Annotated in this window: 20 protein-coding genes and 5 pseudogenes; 9 read left to right on the top strand and 16 right to left on the bottom strand. The window is 59.9% G+C overall.

What is annotated here, in order from left to right; translation table 11 throughout:
• Positions 1-665: 665 nt before the first annotated feature.
• Positions 666-869: a CsbD family protein gene (locus ASE60_RS19430; protein ID WP_057252190.1), complete on the bottom strand. Its 204-nt coding sequence runs from the start codon at positions 867-869 to the stop codon at positions 666-668.
• A gap of 215 nt (positions 870-1,084) precedes the next feature.
• Here ASE60_RS19430 and ASE60_RS19425 point away from each other — a divergent pair, with 215 nt between their 5' ends.
• Complete coding sequence (locus ASE60_RS19425; RefSeq protein ID WP_057252189.1) at positions 1,085-2,137, top strand: PAS domain S-box protein; 1,053 nt, start codon at positions 1,085-1,087, stop codon at positions 2,135-2,137.
• Between the two features lie 20 nt (positions 2,138-2,157).
• On the opposite strand, the gene ASE60_RS19420 is transcribed toward ASE60_RS19425, so the two are convergent.
• From ASE60_RS19420 to ASE60_RS19400, 7 genes and pseudogenes are all read right to left on the bottom strand, one after another.
• On the bottom strand, positions 2,158-2,397 hold the full coding sequence (locus tag ASE60_RS19420; RefSeq protein ID WP_057252188.1) for a hypothetical protein: 240 nt from the start codon (positions 2,395-2,397) through the stop codon (positions 2,158-2,160).
• Between the two features lie 175 nt (positions 2,398-2,572).
• The gene (locus tag ASE60_RS19415; RefSeq protein WP_057252187.1) at positions 2,573-2,785 is read right to left on the bottom strand and encodes a hypothetical protein; all 213 of its coding nucleotides are present in this window, start codon (positions 2,783-2,785) and stop codon (positions 2,573-2,575) included.
• Between the two features lie 61 nt (positions 2,786-2,846).
• Positions 2,847-3,152, bottom strand: coding sequence for a hypothetical protein (locus tag ASE60_RS19410; RefSeq protein ID WP_057252186.1), 306 nt, complete (start codon positions 3,150-3,152; stop codon positions 2,847-2,849).
• A gap of 213 nt (positions 3,153-3,365) precedes the next feature.
• Entirely contained in the window at positions 3,366-4,112 is a 747-nt protein-coding gene (locus tag ASE60_RS19405; protein WP_244495669.1) for a DNA topoisomerase IB, read from the bottom strand.
• A gap of 57 nt (positions 4,113-4,169) precedes the next feature.
• Positions 4,170-4,397 (bottom strand): annotated as a pseudogene (locus tag ASE60_RS36225) (hypothetical protein); the annotation flags it as partial.
• On the bottom strand, positions 4,398-4,553 hold the full coding sequence (locus tag ASE60_RS33940) for a DUF3309 family protein (RefSeq protein WP_082615937.1): 156 nt from the start codon (positions 4,551-4,553) through the stop codon (positions 4,398-4,400).
• Between the two features lie 38 nt (positions 4,554-4,591).
• Positions 4,592-4,876: a DUF1236 domain-containing protein gene (locus tag ASE60_RS19400; protein ID WP_057252185.1), complete on the bottom strand. Its 285-nt coding sequence runs from the start codon at positions 4,874-4,876 to the stop codon at positions 4,592-4,594.
• A 282-nt stretch (positions 4,877-5,158) separates the two neighbouring features.
• Here ASE60_RS19400 and ASE60_RS19395 point away from each other — a divergent pair, with 282 nt between their 5' ends.
• From ASE60_RS19395 to ASE60_RS36215, 7 genes and pseudogenes are all read left to right on the top strand, one after another.
• The gene (locus tag ASE60_RS19395) at positions 5,159-5,413 is read left to right on the top strand and encodes a hypothetical protein (protein ID WP_244495668.1); all 255 of its coding nucleotides are present in this window, start codon (positions 5,159-5,161) and stop codon (positions 5,411-5,413) included.
• A gap of 160 nt (positions 5,414-5,573) precedes the next feature.
• Positions 5,574-5,792 (top strand): hypothetical protein, encoded by a 219-nt coding sequence (locus ASE60_RS34690; RefSeq protein WP_156414678.1) that lies wholly within the window; start codon positions 5,574-5,576, stop codon positions 5,790-5,792.
• Positions 5,792-6,403 (top strand): response regulator, encoded by a 612-nt coding sequence (locus ASE60_RS19385; RefSeq protein ID WP_210178384.1) that lies wholly within the window; start codon positions 5,792-5,794, stop codon positions 6,401-6,403. The genes ASE60_RS34690 and ASE60_RS19385 overlap by 1 nt, the downstream gene beginning before the upstream one ends.
• 515 nt (positions 6,404-6,918) lie before the next feature.
• Positions 6,919-7,029, top strand: a pseudogene (locus ASE60_RS35775) (DUF2934 domain-containing protein); the annotation flags it as partial.
• Positions 7,030-7,162: 133 nt separating this feature from the next.
• The gene (locus ASE60_RS19375; RefSeq protein ID WP_057252182.1) at positions 7,163-7,594 is read left to right on the top strand and encodes a CBS domain-containing protein; all 432 of its coding nucleotides are present in this window, start codon (positions 7,163-7,165) and stop codon (positions 7,592-7,594) included.
• 2 nt (positions 7,595-7,596) lie between these two features.
• Positions 7,597-7,884, top strand: a pseudogene (locus ASE60_RS36220) (HD domain-containing protein); the annotation flags it as partial.
• Between the two features lie 36 nt (positions 7,885-7,920).
• Positions 7,921-8,256 carry a hypothetical protein gene (locus ASE60_RS36215; RefSeq protein WP_348272232.1) on the top strand — a complete coding sequence of 112 codons (336 nt, stop codon included), beginning with the start codon at positions 7,921-7,923 and terminating at the stop codon, positions 8,254-8,256.
• 15 nt (positions 8,257-8,271) lie between these two features.
• On the opposite strand, the gene ASE60_RS19365 is transcribed toward ASE60_RS36215, so the two are convergent.
• The 3 genes from ASE60_RS19365 to ASE60_RS19355 all read right to left on the bottom strand — a co-directional run bounded on the left by ASE60_RS19365 (position 8,272) and on the right by ASE60_RS19355 (position 10,857).
• The gene (locus tag ASE60_RS19365; RefSeq protein WP_057252181.1) at positions 8,272-8,790 is read right to left on the bottom strand and encodes a sigma-70 family RNA polymerase sigma factor; all 519 of its coding nucleotides are present in this window, start codon (positions 8,788-8,790) and stop codon (positions 8,272-8,274) included.
• A gap of 148 nt (positions 8,791-8,938) precedes the next feature.
• The gene (locus tag ASE60_RS19360; RefSeq protein WP_082615935.1) at positions 8,939-10,273 is read right to left on the bottom strand and encodes a divalent metal cation transporter; all 1,335 of its coding nucleotides are present in this window, start codon (positions 10,271-10,273) and stop codon (positions 8,939-8,941) included.
• 173 nt (positions 10,274-10,446) lie between these two features.
• Positions 10,447-10,857 (bottom strand): 4-oxalocrotonate tautomerase family protein, encoded by a 411-nt coding sequence (locus ASE60_RS19355; RefSeq protein ID WP_057252180.1) that lies wholly within the window; start codon positions 10,855-10,857, stop codon positions 10,447-10,449.
• A gap of 109 nt (positions 10,858-10,966) precedes the next feature.
• Here ASE60_RS19355 and ASE60_RS19350 point away from each other — a divergent pair, with 109 nt between their 5' ends.
• The gene (locus tag ASE60_RS19350; RefSeq protein WP_057252179.1) at positions 10,967-11,827 is read left to right on the top strand and encodes a LysR substrate-binding domain-containing protein; all 861 of its coding nucleotides are present in this window, start codon (positions 10,967-10,969) and stop codon (positions 11,825-11,827) included.
• A gap of 24 nt (positions 11,828-11,851) precedes the next feature.
• Here ASE60_RS19350 and ASE60_RS19345 read toward each other — a convergent pair whose 3' ends face one another.
• The 5 genes and pseudogenes from ASE60_RS19345 to ASE60_RS35765 all read right to left on the bottom strand — a co-directional run.
• Positions 11,852-12,601, bottom strand: coding sequence for an SDR family oxidoreductase (locus ASE60_RS19345; RefSeq protein ID WP_057252178.1), 750 nt, complete (start codon positions 12,599-12,601; stop codon positions 11,852-11,854).
• A 370-nt stretch (positions 12,602-12,971) separates the two neighbouring features.
• Positions 12,972-13,751 (bottom strand): ABC transporter substrate-binding protein, encoded by a 780-nt coding sequence (locus tag ASE60_RS19340; RefSeq protein ID WP_057252177.1) that lies wholly within the window; start codon positions 13,749-13,751, stop codon positions 12,972-12,974.
• A 128-nt stretch (positions 13,752-13,879) separates the two neighbouring features.
• Positions 13,880-14,252 (bottom strand): annotated as a pseudogene (locus ASE60_RS19335) (VOC family protein).
• A 93-nt stretch (positions 14,253-14,345) separates the two neighbouring features.
• Entirely contained in the window at positions 14,346-15,254 is a 909-nt protein-coding gene (locus ASE60_RS19330) for a DMT family transporter (RefSeq protein WP_057252191.1), read from the bottom strand.
• A 279-nt stretch (positions 15,255-15,533) separates the two neighbouring features.
• A pseudogene (locus tag ASE60_RS35765) lies at positions 15,534-15,650 on the bottom strand (carboxymuconolactone decarboxylase family protein); the annotation flags it as partial.

Below are 15,650 nucleotides of genomic sequence, written 5' to 3'. Positions count from 1 at the left end.
CACGTGCACGAGGGGGCGTATCTGCGGATCGCAGCCGGGCGCATCGAGGTAAAGCTGCTGCATGTAATCGGCAAGTGCCGGCGGCGGTGTGCTCTGGTCGTTGCGGAACACCCGCTGGAACATGCCTGCGATTGCCGGGATGTCCGCGCGTTCAAGCGAACGGATTTCGCTCATTTTGACCCGTTTCCGACCGCAAAAAGATAATCATACCAAGTCGACTTTCTATCGGTCCCGCCACATCGAGTTATGAATCTAGTACTGTAAGTCGGGCCAAATACTCGAGTTGTGCGAAACGAGACCTAACTCCCTGGAAGAGGCGAATAAAGGCTCTTCATCACCCCATAAGCTACGCAGTTTGGTGCAATGCTCCCAGGATGGCAACATCATGTCACCTCCCACTTTGGAGCCACGCCTACGGCCGCTGAGGGTATGACGCGATAGTTGCATTAACATAATCTCACACTGAAGCTTGTGCCAAGTAGAATTAGACCTAAACGAGCCCAACGGAATTGCATTGAACGGACTTGCAACGCCGCAGAACTGACAAGGCGCGAAGCGCATCGGAGCAGAATTAGTCAACTGGAAAAGACCCCGGGGATAGGGAAAAAGAGGGCCGCGCCCGGCTATCCTTTTGGCCGGGGCGGCCATATCGCCTCCACCTCGAACTACCAGGTTTGGCGACCGTACCAGTCATCAACTTCGCGACGAACCCGGTCTCGTTCGATCCCGTAAAGCTCCTGAATTCGGCCTTCGAGTTGTTCGCGGTTACCGGCGATCTGATCCAGATCGTCGTCGGTGAGCTTGCCCCACTGCTCCTTGATTTTGCCTTTGACCTGCTTCCAATTTCCTTCGATACGGTTCCAGTCCATTCTAGGATCCTCCTTAATTTAGAGACGCCACCCCAACTCGCGGATGCCGATTTGGTTCTCGCCAGGCCGTTCGCCTGTCCGAAGTTCAGGAAAATTGGGAAAGCATATTGGTTCGAGCTGCCGTGCAGCGGAACATTTTGGGAGGTCGGGCGTACTAGTTGGGTCAGGTAGCACGAATCCGCAAATGAATGCCTGGTCGGAAGCGAGCAGAACCGATGCCGTCACGCCTATTCGATGAGGACGCAGTCGCCGACGATGTCCTTCGGGCGCGTTTCGCTGCGATCGTGGAATCGTCTTTCGATGCCATCGTCAGTAAGGATCTGGATGGCACTGTCCGTACTTGGAACGGAGCCGCGGAGCGGCTCTTCGGCTACATGGCAGACGAAATGATGGGGCAGTCCATCCTCACCATTATCCCGCCGCATCTTCACGAAGAAGAGATGAGACTGCTCGACCGCCTGAGGCGAGGGGAGCAGATCGAGCCGTTCGAGACGGTACGCCAACGCAAGGCTGGAAGCTACGTTACCGTTTCGCTGACGGTCTCGCCTATTCGAAACGGCGTGGGCAAGATCGTGGGTGCGTCGGTGGTTGCCCGCGACATAACGTCGACCAAAGAAAAGGAACGGCGCATTCGCCTTCTTCTGCGTGAGGTCAACCACCGGGTTCGGAACCAGTACGCAATCATCCTTGCAATGATCAGGCAGAGCCGCAGCGAGGCATCCAATGCCGCCACTTTCCAAAAACGTCTCGAAGAGCGCATCTGGGCATTGGCGGCCTCTCACGATTTGATTGCGTCGGCCGACTGGAAGGGGGCCGATCTCGGTGATCTCGTCGAGACACAGATGGCGCCCTTCTATGCGGGTGACACCTATGAGATTGCAGGGCCGTCCCTTGCGTTGGTACCAGTCGCGATCGAGAATCTCGGCATGGCGATCCACGAGCTGGCGCTGAATTCGCTGCGCAACGGTGTCCTGAAAAATCGAACCGGCGCGATCTCCGTGCAATGGGCGCTTGCCCAACGGGGGCCGATCCGAGGCTTCTCAATCACATGGGAAGAGCGTGCCGAACCGGGAAGCAAAGGTCCGAGTTTTCCGCACTCCGGGTTCGGAGCAGTCGTGCTGAGGCGCAGCGTGGCGCAAGCGCTGAGCGCGACGGTGGACGTCATCTGCGGTGACGGGGTGCTCCGGTGGCGGTTGGCGGGACAGGCGGATCGTTTCCTGGAGCCATACCAGACCGCCTCGGAGCCGCGCGCGACCGATGGGTTATAGCGGCTCTGCGGCTCGCGCAGTCACCTTGCCAGGTGCTGGCGAGGTTCATTCATGTATTTGTCGAGATCACTGCGCGCTGGCCCGACACGACCGAAAATCTCGCGCGCGACCAAGGGCGTCAAACCGTATTTGGCAATGAATTCCGCGAGGTCGTAATGCCCGTAATAGACGGCTTCCGACGGATTGATGATCTTCGCGCGCCCTCGTTTTGCAGGTGCAGACGGTGTGCTCCCATCGGAAGCGGGCTGGTGCTGTGCCATCTCAGATCTCCTGATGCTCTATGACGTCGGTGTTCGCTTCGCAGCGCCGACCTGTGGGACACCCGAAGTGCTCCAAACGGCTTTTTGTTCCCTGTAGAAACCTTCGAGCGCTACGGAAGAAATGGTTCGCCGCTGTCGCATCGTCAGGGTGGGCAGGGGCGGTCGGTCGATTTGGTCAGTCGATCTTTCCCATCAGCGCCGTGCCGAGACTGCCCATCGCGAACGAAGCGCCGAAGGCGAAGATTTGCATGAGTAGGGCGACGGGTTCGATTGAGCCATTGTGTCCAAGCGCCTGGGGGTTCTGGGCAACGATCACCAGAGCGGTCATTGTTCCCAACAGGAAGCCGGACGACAGGTGCCAAAAGAGAAAACGCAACAAGCTAGGCATTTTCCACCTCCGTGGATGAGAGGCGAGTGCCTTTGGCAACAGGGGCTGTCGCAAGCTGCGCTCAATCGGAATTGATCGCCTCGCGGCCCACACGTTCCTCCAGCATCACCAGGCAGGATTGCAGGCGGAGAAGCTTCTTCCGATTGTCGGCAACGAGCGCTTTGATCACCTTGGCGCGGTTGATGCCGGGCGCCGCGCGAACGACCTCGCTCGCATCCGCAAGGATTGCGTCGATCTCGTGTTCGAGCCCTTTCGTCATTTGCCGTAGCATTACCAATTGGTCTTCGAGCCGATGTGCATCCGCATCTGAATCGAGATAAGGCTGGTTGTGTGGTCCAACATCGAGTGTCGGCGCTTCCTTACCCATCAGCGTGCACTCCTCCGGCAGCCGAACCGGCTAGCACGCAATTGGTTCCCAGCATTTGATTTCGCTCGCTCAACGTGCGGTCCGGAAGGCTGCAATTGATCTTCGTTGTTATCCGGCCGTGACCTTCAGAGTCTCCGGATCACGGACGCCCGATCGAAACAGTATTTGAGCGGGAGCGCCAAAAGGCGGTGCTCGTGCGCGGCATCGTTGGCTCTATTGCGACTTCTTCGGCCCGCGCCGTCTCAGAAATCGAGCAAGCTGGGCTTCATCCGTTCGAAGGCCGTTGGCGGGCTTCACGTTGCGGCTTGCACGCGGGATTGTTTCGTCCGGTTTTGAAAGAGCGAGAACGGCCGGATGGACATAGCTCTTGCGGCAAACGGCAGGCGTGTTGTGGAGGACTTCCGCCGCCGCCTCGCACATTTGCTTGACTGTCGGGTGCCGGCCCTCCTGCAGGGCTTGTCGCGCGACAGCAAAGGCAGCAACACTTCCCGCCCAGGTTCTGAACGTCTTGGCGGAGATCGGGGCGCCGGAAATATCGGCGAGGTAACGATTGAAACGGCCGGACTCGATAGGTTTAGCCTTGCCGTCGGGCCCCACTGACACGAAGAGCTGCCGCCCGGGAAGCTCGGCAATCTCCTCCAGAATCCGCTGTAGCCGGGGATTGCGCAGGCGCCTTCGGATCCGCTGCCCGCCCTTGCCCTGGAAGTTCAGCTCGATGCGGCCGTCGCGGATCCTGAGATGTCGCTTGAGAAGCGTAACGGCGCCATAGCTGCCGTTCTGTTCCACGTAGCTCGAATTCCCGATGCGAAGAGGTGCTTGATCGAGCAAGGCTGTCAGTACAGCAAGAATTGTGGTCGGGTTGTCAATCGGCCCATTCATCTGTTTGCGGACGGTTCGCCGCATCCGCGGAAGCGCTTTGGCAAAGGTAGGAAGCTGGTCGTACTTGGCGCGGCTACGCAATTTCTGCCAGGCATCGTGATAGCGATATTGTTTCCGGCCGCGCGCATCATAACCGGTTGCCTGAAGGTGACCGTTCTTGTTTATGCAGATCCAGACACGCTCGTAGGCCGGCGGCAGTCCAAGCGCCTCGATGCGCGCAATGATGCCGGGGTTCTTCAGGGGCGCGCCGTTCGGGCGTCGATAACAAAAGCCGTTGGCCGTGCGCGACCGGCTGTAGCCCGGTTCCCTGTCTGAAACGTAGACAAGGTCGGGTTCAGCCGGTGATGCACTCTGGCCTATCTTCAATTAGATCCGCCCCATCAACAAGAGGACCAACAGGACGACGACCAGAACGCCCACGAGACCGGATGGCCCGTAGCCCCAATTCGAAGAATGGGGCCATGCGGGAAATGCGCCAACCAGCAGCAGGATCAGGATGATCAGCAGTACGGTTCCAAGCATCTTACGGTCCTTCCGCTATTTGTGCCGTTGGTTGATAATCATTGCAGGACCTCGATGACCTCGCGGGTCTGCGGATTGATGAGCACTCTCTGGTCGTTAAGGACCACGTAGCCATAGGTAGGCTGATCCGGGATCGTATAGATCTCGACCGTGTCGGGAAGGCGCGTTCCGACCACCAGGTCGCCCTGATAGACTACGGAGGGGCTGCTCTGCTCAAGGACGTATGTCTTGACTTCACCGGGCACGACAACGGTCGTCTGCGCCACGGCGATACCGCCGAAGGCGAGGCCCGCGAATACACTTGCTAGGATGATTTTCTCCATGATCAAGCCTCCTAACTTGCGGGGGACTAACCGACGAGCAGGGGAATGGTTCCGAATGCCGCAAACAGCACCGGGCGGGGCGGGTGGCGAGCGTCTTCGGTCGGCCGCAAGGGTGCCGTTACGATGTCTATTAGCGGCTCATCATCCGTAGCCTATCCAACGTAAATAATGCGCTTTTTCGCGCTGTGGTTCCGGGTCCGGTTCGATGGACCGCGGCCGGTCGATCAACTTGGCCGGAACCCGCGGTCGTCCTCCGAGTTTATTTGTCGAACAGGAGGAACGATGGTGAAAACGATCGAAACGAATGTCGATGCCGGTGCCGAACGTGGCTTCGAGTGTCAGTTGGCGATGAGCGATCAATTTCGGCTCCTGACGGAATGTGCCGAACGCGCCGGTTGGTCGTGGGACGAAATCGCGATCGCTTTGCTGGACTTGACGGATGATTATGTTGCCGCCATGCGCAGGCCGCTGGAAGCAGCCGTGGAAGCAGCGGTGGAAGGCGCCAACTTTGTCCCGAAGAGCAACACGCGGCACTGAGGTGGCTGGCATGCGCTCCGCACCAGGGCATCCTGCAGTTATGCTCGCAGCCGGGAAGCTTGGCTTCCACTTCCGGGGGGCGTATCCTTCCCAGGGTTTCGCCACTACTGGCGACGAGCATGCCCGACAGAGCACTGTAGGAACGACCAAGGTAGAAGCGATGGCTTCGAGCAAGAAGACAGATGATGAAAACGATCGCTTGCTGATGGGCGATCCGGCTCTTCGTGCGGTCGAGCCGGAGGTGGAACGAGTCGATGATGTCCCGGACCGGCTGTTGATACTCGCCAATAGGCTGCAGAGGGCTCTCGATTCCCGGCGAGCCGCAACCGCGCACAGCGCCAGAACTGAGGTGGACAGAAAGATCGAGGACGAACGATGATGCCGGGCCTGCAGCATTTGCGGGTGCTGGTGGCGGAGGATGAGTTCTATGTCGCAAATGACATCGCCCTATGGCTCGAGCGGGCCGGGGCGACCATCATTGGCCCCACACCAACAGTGCAAGAAACCTTGAAGAGCCTGTCGAAGGCGGACGATATTCAGGTTGCCATCCTCGACATCAACCTGAATGGAGAGTTGGTTTTTCCCGTAGCGGACGAACTCGCGCGCCGTTCGGTGCCCTTGATCTTCTTCAGCGGCTACGATGATGTGAGCGTTCCGGAGCGGTTCAGGTCGGCAGCGCGTCTGAGCAAGTGCGCTGGCTCCTCAGACCTGGTTAGCGCCGTTTTTGAGCAATACCTCCTCAATGTGTCGACCCTTGCGCCGATCTACGGCGGCCTGTCCGATCAACTCGTCACAGATCTCGTTCCTGGTTTGCGTCTCCGGGCCAGGGTGCTGATGTCGAGCGCCAAGGCGGCGGATTTTCTCGTCGAGCGGACACTCGAACGTGCGATTGCCTTGGCTGCCACGAGAGAGAGGGCACAGCCGCTCGATACGTGGCTACATGAGTTGATGACGATCATTTATAGCGAAGGCCCATACGGGCAGAACTGAGAGCGACCATACCCGGTTACCCAAATGATGGGTGAGTGTAAATTGGTGGTTCACGGACTTCGTCCGGGTTGGGCGTGCGCTTTTCATCCGGCAGATCTTCGGGTTCTGGTTCCTCGATCGGGCGCGGTGTCCGGTTCGGCTTTGGTACCGGGGGCGGCTGTTCGCCGGGTCTATATGGGCTCGGGCTCATTTCGCTCTCCTCGTTTCCATGAAGAACCGGCGTTTTCCCGCATGGTTCCGAGAAGTTTTTGGGGATCGTTGGGGGCGGCGCTTTCGAGGGTATTCGACGGATCCGCCAATTCGGCTTGCTGGTCGTCAAACGGGGCACCGCAGACGAGAGGAGACTGCTCGCAAGACCACGCGGGAACGGCATGCGTGGCTCGCCTGGCGCGCAATCGACGGATTCCGGCATTGTCGCAGAACCCTTGTCGGCGCGGCGATCCGCCGAGGTGGAAACGGAACAAATCCATGTTTTCAGAGTTTGCAGAGCGCAACACTTGAGGAGGGTCAGCGTTATGGACGACAGGGAGGAACTCATTCGCCGGCGTGCCTATGCGATATGGGAAAGCGAGGGACGGCCCGAGGGGCAGGACGAGCGACATTGGGAACAGGCAAGCCGCGAACTGGCTGAAACTGAGCGCCCCCATCCCACGCAAGAAGCCGACGACGATACCGGCACCATTGTTGCGCCGTCGACGGCTCCGCACGGAAAAGCCGGTCGCGGAGCCGATGAATCTTGAACGGGAAAGGAGAACATCCATGCGAATTGCCGAAATCATGACAAGGGACGTTCACATTGCCAGTCCGGACGACACGATCTCAACGGTTGCGCGGGAGATGGCCGATAACGACATCGGCTTCCTGCCGGTCAGCGATAACGATCGCCTGGTCGGCATGATCACCGACCGCGATATCGTCGTACGCTGTGTCGCGGATGGTCGCGACGACAAGACCCGTGTCGGCGATATCATGACTGCCGACGTCAAATACTGCTTTGACGACGAAGACGTGTCCGAGGTTGCCCGCAACATGGGCGACGAACAGGTGCGCCGCCTGCCGGTCGTCGATCGCAACAAGCGCCTCGTCGGCATCGTTTCGCTGGCAGATGCGGCGCGACGCGATCCTGCGCTCGCGGGCATCGGCCTTAAAGGTGTGACCGCTCCGGGGGGCGCTCACAACCAAAGGCCATAACGATGGCTGACACCCGCGATCGGCGCTCACTATGGCGCTCCCCGGTCCTGCTGTCCGCGTCCGAGGAGCATGCTTGGGCGCGAGAAGTCGCAGTTCACGCCCACGCCGGCCAGCGCGACAAGGCGGGTGAACCTTATATACGGCATTGTCAACGTGTCGCCGATGCCGTTCAGGGTGACAAGGCCAAGACCGTTGCCTTCCTGCACGATGTCCTGGAAAAGTCGCCAGGATGGACGGCTGAAAGGCTGCTGGATTCCGGCTTCTCGCCAGAGGTCGTTGCCGCTGTCGAATGTCTGACGCGGCGGCCTGGAGAAACGAAGGATGCGTTGACGATCCGTGCCGCCGCCAACCTGCTTACGCATGAGGTGAAGCGGGCGGATCTCGGCGACAATCTTGCCCAGCTTGAACGCCAAGGCAAAAGCGGCGCCGAATACAGGCGCAGACTTCACCTGCTTGAAGAAGTGGTCAGCGATAAGGAAGGCGCGGCGGCGGGCCTCGAGCCCGGCGATGTAGGCCTGACGAGCGAAGCGCGGCTTGCCCGCATTGATGCCGCTCGCCGCGCACTTCGTAGCCAGTATACCGCTCGTGTCGCGAAACGATCTCTCGTCGTTCTTTTCGGCCTGGCGATCGTCGGTGCGTTCTATTTGATTTTCATGCAGTGATCCGAACGTGCCGGTTCATTCAACCGGCACGCCGTTCATGCGGTAGGCGAGCTCGTCACGAGCTCGGCTGAGCCTGCTCTTGATGGTTCCAACGGCGCAGTCGCAGATATCGGCGGCTTCCTTGTAGCTCAGGCCGTAGCCGGCGACGAGGACCAGGACCTCCCGATGGACGGGGGCCAGCGTTTCGAGCGCAGTGCGCAATTCGCAATTCAGCACACACCACTCCTGCGGCGGCGCCATGGGTATCGGCAATTCTGCGCAATCGATGACGCCTGGCGCTTCGCGCCGGCGCAACTTGTACTGGGTGCGGAACGCATTGTGCATGATGGTGAAGAGCCACGACTTCAAATTTGTGCCGGGCTCGAAACCATCGATACCGCGCAGCGCGCGAAAAAGCGTTTCCTGAAGGAGATCGTCCGCCTCGAAGCTGGAGGTGACAAATGTGCGTGCAAACGCTCGCAACGCCGGAATGAGATCAACGACCTGGGTTTCCAGCGGCTGCGTATGCTCTTCCTTCTTGAGGGTGGAAGGCATGGGGAAACTGCCTTTCGGGATAGTTTGTTGCTGTTTTAACAATGCGTGGTTGGCCTTTATGTTCCGCCTCCGCGCTACGATCGCCGGGGATGAAACCGAAGGGAAGTAGCGGAACCGTGATCGCTTCGCCAAGCGCTCGGCGACCCTCCTAGAGCAAGAACATTCCGGCCGTTGCAGCCAGCATCACCAAGGCAGTCGCGCCGCCGAGCGTCAACATCCACCAGGGCGCCTTGAGCTGGCCCATGATGTGACGATTGGCGGCCATCATCGTCATCATGGCGATAAGGGGGCCTGCGAGCATGCCGTTTGTGATCGCGCTCCAATAGAGCAGCAGGAACGGGTCTACCCCGACGAGAAAGACTACGGCACTTCCAAGCGTCGCCACGGCGATTGTGCCATAGAAGGCCTTTGCCCTGCGCGGTGCGCGATCCAACCCTTCGGGCCACTGAAACAGTTCGGCAACGGCGTAGGCCGCCGAACCCGCAAGCACTGGAACCGCCAACATGCCCGTTCCAATAATGCCAGCGGCAAAGAGCGCAAAGGCGACATTGCCGGCGATCGGTTGCAGAGCTTCTGCCGCTTGTGCGGATGTCTCGATGTGGGTGGTCCCGTTGGCGTGCAGTGTCGCGGCGGTCGCAATCATGATCGACAGGGCGACGACGCCGGACAACGCCATGCCGACAATCGTGTCTATCTCAATGCGCACGAGCTCCGGTTTGGCGGCCTGCGGGTTGGCGCCCAATCTCTGGTGATGCCGTCGTCCGAGTTCTTCCACTTCCTGGCCCGCCTGCCAGAAGAGCAGATAGGGGCTGATCGTCGTTCCCAGCACAGCGACGAACGCCGTGGCTTGCTCGCCGCCGAATGTGAACGAAGGAATGAAAACGCCACGCGCCGCCTCCATCCAGGGAACGTCGACGATGAAGACGACCGCGACATAGGCAAAGAGTGAAAGTGTCAGCCACTTCAGAAACATCGCATAGCGTCTGTATCGTACGAAAATCTCTAGCAACACGCAGACGATGCCAAACAGCACGGCATAGACGAGCTGTGGCCCGCCGGCGAGCAGACGTAGGGCGGCGCCCATGGCTGCGAGATCGGCGCCGATATTGATGACGTTCGCGACCAACAACATCAACGTGGCCACGCGCGCCAATGACGCGGGGTAGTGCCGTCGCAGGTTTCGCGCGAGACCTTGACCGGTGACGGCACCAATCCTGGCGCTCAAGCCTTGCACCCCAACCATGAGCGGGTAACAGAACAGCACGGTCCAGCCGAGGGAAAAGCCGAATTGCGCGCCGACCTGGCTGTAGGTGGCTATCCCGCTTGGGTCGTCATCGGCAGCACCCGATATCAGGCCCGCGCCAAATTTGCGCGAGAAACTGCCGCCCTTTTGTTCGGGCAAAGTCGTTGATGAACGCCGCCCATGCTTTCCATCGTCGCCATCTTTGTCAAATGTGCTCGTCTGCCGGACCGGATCCACCATGATCGGCCCTCCGTTACTGGTGTCAGTTCAGCGTCGAACGGCCTTGCCAAGCGATTGTTCCCTCCCATCAGGCTGCTCTCCGGCGCTCCCACTTTGCCGCGTGATGAAACTGGCGACCCCTCCGCGCAATTCGGACTGCGCGGAGGGGTCGCCAGATGAGAGGATGTCCGCTGCTATGCGGTGACGTTCAGCTTCCCGCTGATGTATCGAAACTCTTGCGTCTTGCCGCCGTAGCCGTAGGCGGCGGCCGGCACCTCGTGCACGAGAATGTAGCTCTCCGAATGCAGCCTGCCGAGAAGTTGCTCGAAGCGGCCGTATACCGCCTCCAGATAGGCAGCCATTTCCGGCTTCGTGTTTGTCCCGTCGACAACTTTGATGTCCAGCCAGAAGCTGTTCAAATCCTGTGCCGCCAACGACGTGCCGCCGGCGAACCAATGGGCGGGATCGATGTAGGCGATGGCGATCGCGGTGATCGTCGGGTCCTTGCGCAGGTGCGTGGCCGTCAGCTCGCTGACCGCAGCTGCGATCCGGGAAGAGAGAGCCGCGTCGGCCTTGCCGCTGACCGTGATGTTGATGATAGGCATGGAAGGCTCCTTTTGGTGAATTGTGATCCGTTGTTGAACTCAATGTGCCATCTTACTTCGTGAATAAAAATCGAATTTTTTAATATCGATGCTTCGATTATTGTGAAGTATGCAAACTTTCGATCCCGACCTGCTCCGAACGTTCCTCGCCTTTGCCGAAGGCGGCTCGCTTGCTCATGCGGCTGCCGCAGTGGGCCGCACCGCTTCCGCTGTCACCGCTCAGATGCAGCGGTTGGAGGCAATGGTGGGAGAGCCGCTTCTCGCACAGGCGGGGAGAGGACGTGTTCTGACGCCGGCTGGGGAGGAATTGCTCGTTCATGCGCGGCGGATTCTCGAAGTCCATCGGGATGCGTGGCTCAGCCTCAAGGGCGCGAAGGCCGATGGTCGCCTGACGCTCGGCTGCACCCAGGACTTTGCCGACAGCAATCTGCCTGATCTCTTACGTCTCTTTGCGCGCACACATCCGCGCGTGCGCCTCGATCTCCGGGTTGGGCGCTCCCGGGAGCTGACGGTAGGCTACGACCAAGGAGCGATCGATGTCCTGATCGTCATGCGGGACGGCGCGCAACCGGACGAGATCGCGATGCTGAGCGAACCGATGCTGTGGTTATCCGCATCGGCTGATCCGGTGCCCGCCGGTGGTGAGCTGCCGATCGCGGTACTGGATCCGCCCTGCGGGTTTCGCTCGGCGGCCACCAGTGCGCTCGAAGACGCCGGCCTTGCCTATCGTATCGCGGCGACCAGTCCGAGCCTTTCCGGGTTGCGTGCTGCGGTCCGCAGCGGCATCGCGATCACGGCACGGACCGCGCGATTTGTAGGCGAGGGGGTCGCCGTCGCGCCCCAAGCCTCGTTGCCGGCGTTGCCGAAAGCGGAGTTCAGCCTGCGGCTCAAGCCGAAGGCGGACAGGGCAGCCTCCAGTCTCGCGATGCTTCTCGCAGAAGGATTGCCGAACGAGAGCAGCAGACCTTGATGTTATCTTGGGGGCCAACGGCAGCTACATTTGCACGGTCATGCCGCCATCGACGGTCAGTGTAATGCCGTTGACGAAGCTTGCAGCCGGCGAAGCCAGGAACACGGCCGCCGGCGCGATCTCTTCCGGTCGGCCCCAGCGTTTCAGGGGAATGCGGACGTCAACGAAAGCCTGGAGCGCCGGATCGGCGGCAAGTGCCGCATTGGTCTCTGTCGCGAACCAGCCAGGCGCGATAGCGTTGACCGTCAACGTGTCGGAGCCAAGCTCGACTGCAAGCGAGCGGGTGAGTGCATCAAGGCCGCCTTTTGCGGCGGTGTAGGCCGGGTCTCCAGGGCGCGCGGCGAAGGCGGCGATGGAGGTAACGAAGATCAGCCGCCCGGAAACCGAACGGCGAAGGTAAGGAAGCGCAGCCTTCGCCATCCCATAGGCCGCCGTCAAATCCGCGTTGATCAGAGCCGCAAAGGAGGCGGGATCCATGGCGTCGGTGCCACGCCGGTCGCGTTCGCCAACCGCATGGATCAGGATGTCGAGCTGCCCTGTTCCCGCTACCGCCGCGTCGACAATCTCTGGCGCATCCGTCGCGACATCGCCCGGGGCAATATCGAGTGCGATGCCATTTTCGGCAAGCTGCCGGCGCACAGCTTCAAGTGTCTCGTGGTTGCGACCGTTGATTGCCACCGCCGCGCCGGCTGAGACGAGAGCCTTTGCCATTTCAAGGCCCAGCCCGCGACCGCCGCCTGTGACCAGTGCCGTCTTTCCGGTGAGATTGAACATGCCGGCCCCTCGGTGCCCGTTGTTTCCTGGTCGAAGCGAAATCAAATCTTCAGGAATGAGGTTTAGCGCCTGTCTCTCCACCCGCCAACCTCGGTGCAGCCGCGGCACCAATTTCCGAATGCGTTCGGCGTGTACTCTCGGGGATCGAATGGCACACGCATGCCTCGAACAAAGGGCGGACGCGATCGTCAGGGCAAGTGGCCTTGTCGAGGTGGATAGGCAGATAGCCTAGGGCGGCACCCCCCCGGCGGGACATGTCGGGGATCTCGATCCCAGCGCCCGCCACGACTTGGTAACGATTGGGATGTGACCCGACCGCACCATGACGGCGCGGTCGGATTTCTCGAGGAGCTGGCTGATGCCAGGCGCCTTACTTCATCGTGTAGACGTCGATCGAGAAGTATTTGTCGTTGATTTTCTTGTAGGTGCCGTCGGCACGGATTTCGTCGAGCGCCTTGTTGAGCTTCTCGCGCAGGTCATTGTCCTCCTGGCGAACGGCGATACCGACACCATCGCCGACAAACTTCTTGTCGGTAATCGGCTCGCCGATGAGTTCGCAGCAGTCCTTGCCATCGGCGTTCTTGGTCACCCAGTCGAGCAGCGGCAGCATGTCGCCAACCTGCAGGTCGAGACGACCATTGACCATGTCGAGATTGGCTTCGTCCTGGGTCGGATAGAGCTTGATCTCCGCATCGGGATAGGTGGCGGTGATGTATTCGGCCTGGGTGGTGCCGGATTGCGCGCCGATCACCTTGCCCTTGAGGGCTTCATTGGTGAATTCGGTGATACTGGAGCCCTTCGGCGCGGCATGCGTCATCGCGGCGAGATAGTAGGGATTGGTGAAGGCGACCTGCTTCTTGCGTTCCTCGGTGATGAACATCGAGGCGATGATCAGGTCGTATTTCTTGGCAAGCAGGCCGGGAATGATGCCGTCCCAATCCTGGGCGACCACTTCGCACTCGACCTTCATGCGCTCGCAGAGCGCAAGCCCGATATCCACATCGAAGCCGCCGATCTTGCCGGCAGGATCGATGAAGTTGAAGGGAGGATAGGCGCCCTCCGTGCCGATCTTGATCTTTTCCGCTGCCTGAGCCGACGACGCGGTCGCTGCCATGATGGCCAGCATGGCTGCTGCAATCTGCTTCTTCATTCGCGTTCCCCTTTGTTTGCATCATTCTTGATGCTTCCAGGGAAGACTATGTCGCTCCGGCCTATAAGCGAAATAGATAGGCGCGATAACCGTTATTGTTTTGGTTGATTGGTGTTGTCTGTCAGGTGTCACTTGTAGCGACCGTGGCGCTGAAGCACCTCGATCTTGTAGCCATCGGGATCAACCAGGAAGAAGAAACGAGCGAGCAGGGCCATCGCGGTTGAAGGTGACGATCTTGCCAGGGTTGAGGCCCGCATCGGCGGCACGTTGATGCTCTGCATCGAGATCGTCGACCGAGAGCGCCAGATGGCCGTAGCCATCGCCGAGCGCGTAGGGCTCGCTTCGATCCTTGTTGACCGTCAGCTCGAGTTCGAATTCGCTCTCCTCATTGCTGAGATAGATGAGGGTAAAGGTTTCGAAGTCCAGCCTTGCGGCGACTTCAAGCCCAAGGGCTAGGCGATAGAAATCGACCGACTTCTTTTCATCGCGAACCCGGATCATCTAATGGATCGCCTTGGCCATCTACCTCTCCTTCAGCGTTGATTGCGGGCGGGGTAGCAGAGAACGACGCTCCACGAAACCCCGCCTGGCTGCTCAAGCCTTCGCCTGCCGCTTCTTCAGTTGTTGCTCGCGGAAGAAGATGAAGAGGCCCGAGGCGACGATCAACGCCGCACCGATGATCACGGTCGGGCGGGGCGTGTCGCCGAAGAAGAACCAGCCGAAGACCACGGCCCAGAAAAGCAGTGTGTATTGCAAGGGCACGACGGTCGCGGCATCGGCAAGCTTGAGCGAGCGGTTGACGAGGATGTGCGCCAGCATCGCGACGATACCGAGCATGCCGAGTTGCACAAGTGCCTCGCCGTCGACAGACGCCCAGCCGGAAGGGTTGGCCGCAACGCCGATGAGCGAGAAGATCAATGCGCCGACGATCTGCCAGAAGACGAGGGTGGTGTCCGGTGTCGAGCGCAGCGTGCGGCCAAGCATCAGTGCGAAGGCAAAGGCTGTGCTGCCTGCAAGCGCGATCAGCGCCGGCAGGCTGAAGCTCTCCTTGGAGGGTTCAAGCGCAATCAACACGCCGGCGAAACCGACGAGGATCGCCGTCCAGCGCCGCCAACCGACCTTTTCGCCCAGCAGGAACGGTGAAGCGGCTGCAACGTAGATCGGCGCTGCCAGCCAATAGGTCATGGTATCGGCAAGCGGCATATAGGCGACGGCGAAATAGAAGGCCGAGGCATCGATTGCGAAGAGCAGCGAGCGAAGCGCCTGCAGTCCCGGCCGCTCGACCCTGAACATCGAGCGCAGGCCACGCCTTAGGATGAAAGGCGACAGGAACAGAAGTGCCGCGATGCTGCGGATCACCATCAACTGACTGACGGAATAGGTCGCGACCAGCCATTTCCCCATGACGTCGTTCAACGAAAACATCAGCATGCCGAGCAGCATGATGAGGACGCCGGTTCGGGCGGCGTTCGGGGCGGTTACGGGAGCGGTGATCACGGTCATGTTCGGGCCTTCAGCAAGTTGCGCACGCCATGACATATTCCGCCGGGCCGATCCATTGCCGTCTGCATATGGAACCATAAGTTTTGCGAATGAATCGGTTTGGGTATTGCGCCTCGACCTCACGGGACAAAATTGGTTCCGACCGGGGGCTAAATTGATTTCACCGTTTACGGCGCATGTTCCGATCCAAAAAAAGCTCGCCGCCTTAAACATTTAGATCCCAGGAATTAGCATAGCCCATTGCGGGCGCAGTGATTGCGCCCGCAACGGGCTATGAGATTACTTTTCAAGTGCTGCTTGTGGCGTGTTACGGAAGCTGATCGCCATGCGGTTGTAGGCATTCATCAGGCCGATCGCGATCGTGAGGTCGGTGAGTTCACGCTCGTTGAACTCGGC

The organism is Ensifer sp. Root278 (assembly GCF_001429285.1).
GTDB lineage: Bacteria > Pseudomonadota > Alphaproteobacteria > Rhizobiales > Rhizobiaceae > Ensifer.
The sequence above is the reverse complement of the archived record's forward strand: the minus strand, read 5'-3'. Positions and strand labels throughout refer to the sequence as shown.

Excerpts from the sequence above, each read along its gene's own strand:
- ASE60_RS19355 (WP_057252180.1), bottom strand. The coding sequence starts at position 10,857 with ATGCCTATCATCAACATCACGGTCAGCGGCAAGGCCGACGCGGCTCTC.
- ASE60_RS19410 (WP_057252186.1), bottom strand. The coding sequence starts at position 3,152 with ATGGGTAAGGAAGCGCCGACACTCGATGTTGGACCACACAACCAGCCT.
- ASE60_RS19360 (WP_082615935.1), bottom strand. The coding sequence starts at position 10,273 with ATGGTGGATCCGGTCCGGCAGACGAGCACATTTGACAAAGATGGCGAC.
- ASE60_RS34690 (WP_156414678.1), top strand. The coding sequence starts at position 5,574 with ATGGCTTCGAGCAAGAAGACAGATGATGAAAACGATCGCTTGCTGATG.
- ASE60_RS19385 (WP_210178384.1), top strand. The coding sequence starts at position 5,792 with ATGCCGGGCCTGCAGCATTTGCGGGTGCTGGTGGCGGAGGATGAGTTC.
- ASE60_RS33940 (WP_082615937.1), bottom strand. The coding sequence starts at position 4,553 with ATGCTTGGAACCGTACTGCTGATCATCCTGATCCTGCTGCTGGTTGGC.
- ASE60_RS19345 (WP_057252178.1), bottom strand. The coding sequence starts at position 12,601 with ATGTTCAATCTCACCGGAAAGACGGCACTGGTCACAGGCGGCGGTCGC.
- ASE60_RS19340 (WP_057252177.1), bottom strand. The coding sequence starts at position 13,751 with ATGAAGAAGCAGATTGCAGCAGCCATGCTGGCCATCATGGCAGCGACC.
- ASE60_RS19415 (WP_057252187.1), bottom strand. The coding sequence starts at position 2,785 with ATGCCTAGCTTGTTGCGTTTTCTCTTTTGGCACCTGTCGTCCGGCTTC.
- ASE60_RS19375 (WP_057252182.1), top strand. The coding sequence starts at position 7,163 with ATGCGAATTGCCGAAATCATGACAAGGGACGTTCACATTGCCAGTCCG.
- ASE60_RS19425 (WP_057252189.1), top strand. The coding sequence starts at position 1,085 with ATGCCGTCACGCCTATTCGATGAGGACGCAGTCGCCGACGATGTCCTT.
- ASE60_RS19395 (WP_244495668.1), top strand. The coding sequence starts at position 5,159 with ATGGTGAAAACGATCGAAACGAATGTCGATGCCGGTGCCGAACGTGGC.
- ASE60_RS19420 (WP_057252188.1), bottom strand. The coding sequence starts at position 2,397 with ATGGCACAGCACCAGCCCGCTTCCGATGGGAGCACACCGTCTGCACCT.
- ASE60_RS19365 (WP_057252181.1), bottom strand. The coding sequence starts at position 8,790 with ATGCCTTCCACCCTCAAGAAGGAAGAGCATACGCAGCCGCTGGAAACC.
- ASE60_RS19350 (WP_057252179.1), top strand. The coding sequence starts at position 10,967 with ATGCAAACTTTCGATCCCGACCTGCTCCGAACGTTCCTCGCCTTTGCC.
- ASE60_RS19330 (WP_057252191.1), bottom strand. The coding sequence starts at position 15,254 with ATGACCGTGATCACCGCTCCCGTAACCGCCCCGAACGCCGCCCGAACC.
- ASE60_RS19430 (WP_057252190.1), bottom strand. The coding sequence starts at position 869 with ATGGACTGGAACCGTATCGAAGGAAATTGGAAGCAGGTCAAAGGCAAA.
- ASE60_RS19400 (WP_057252185.1), bottom strand. The coding sequence starts at position 4,876 with ATGGAGAAAATCATCCTAGCAAGTGTATTCGCGGGCCTCGCCTTCGGC.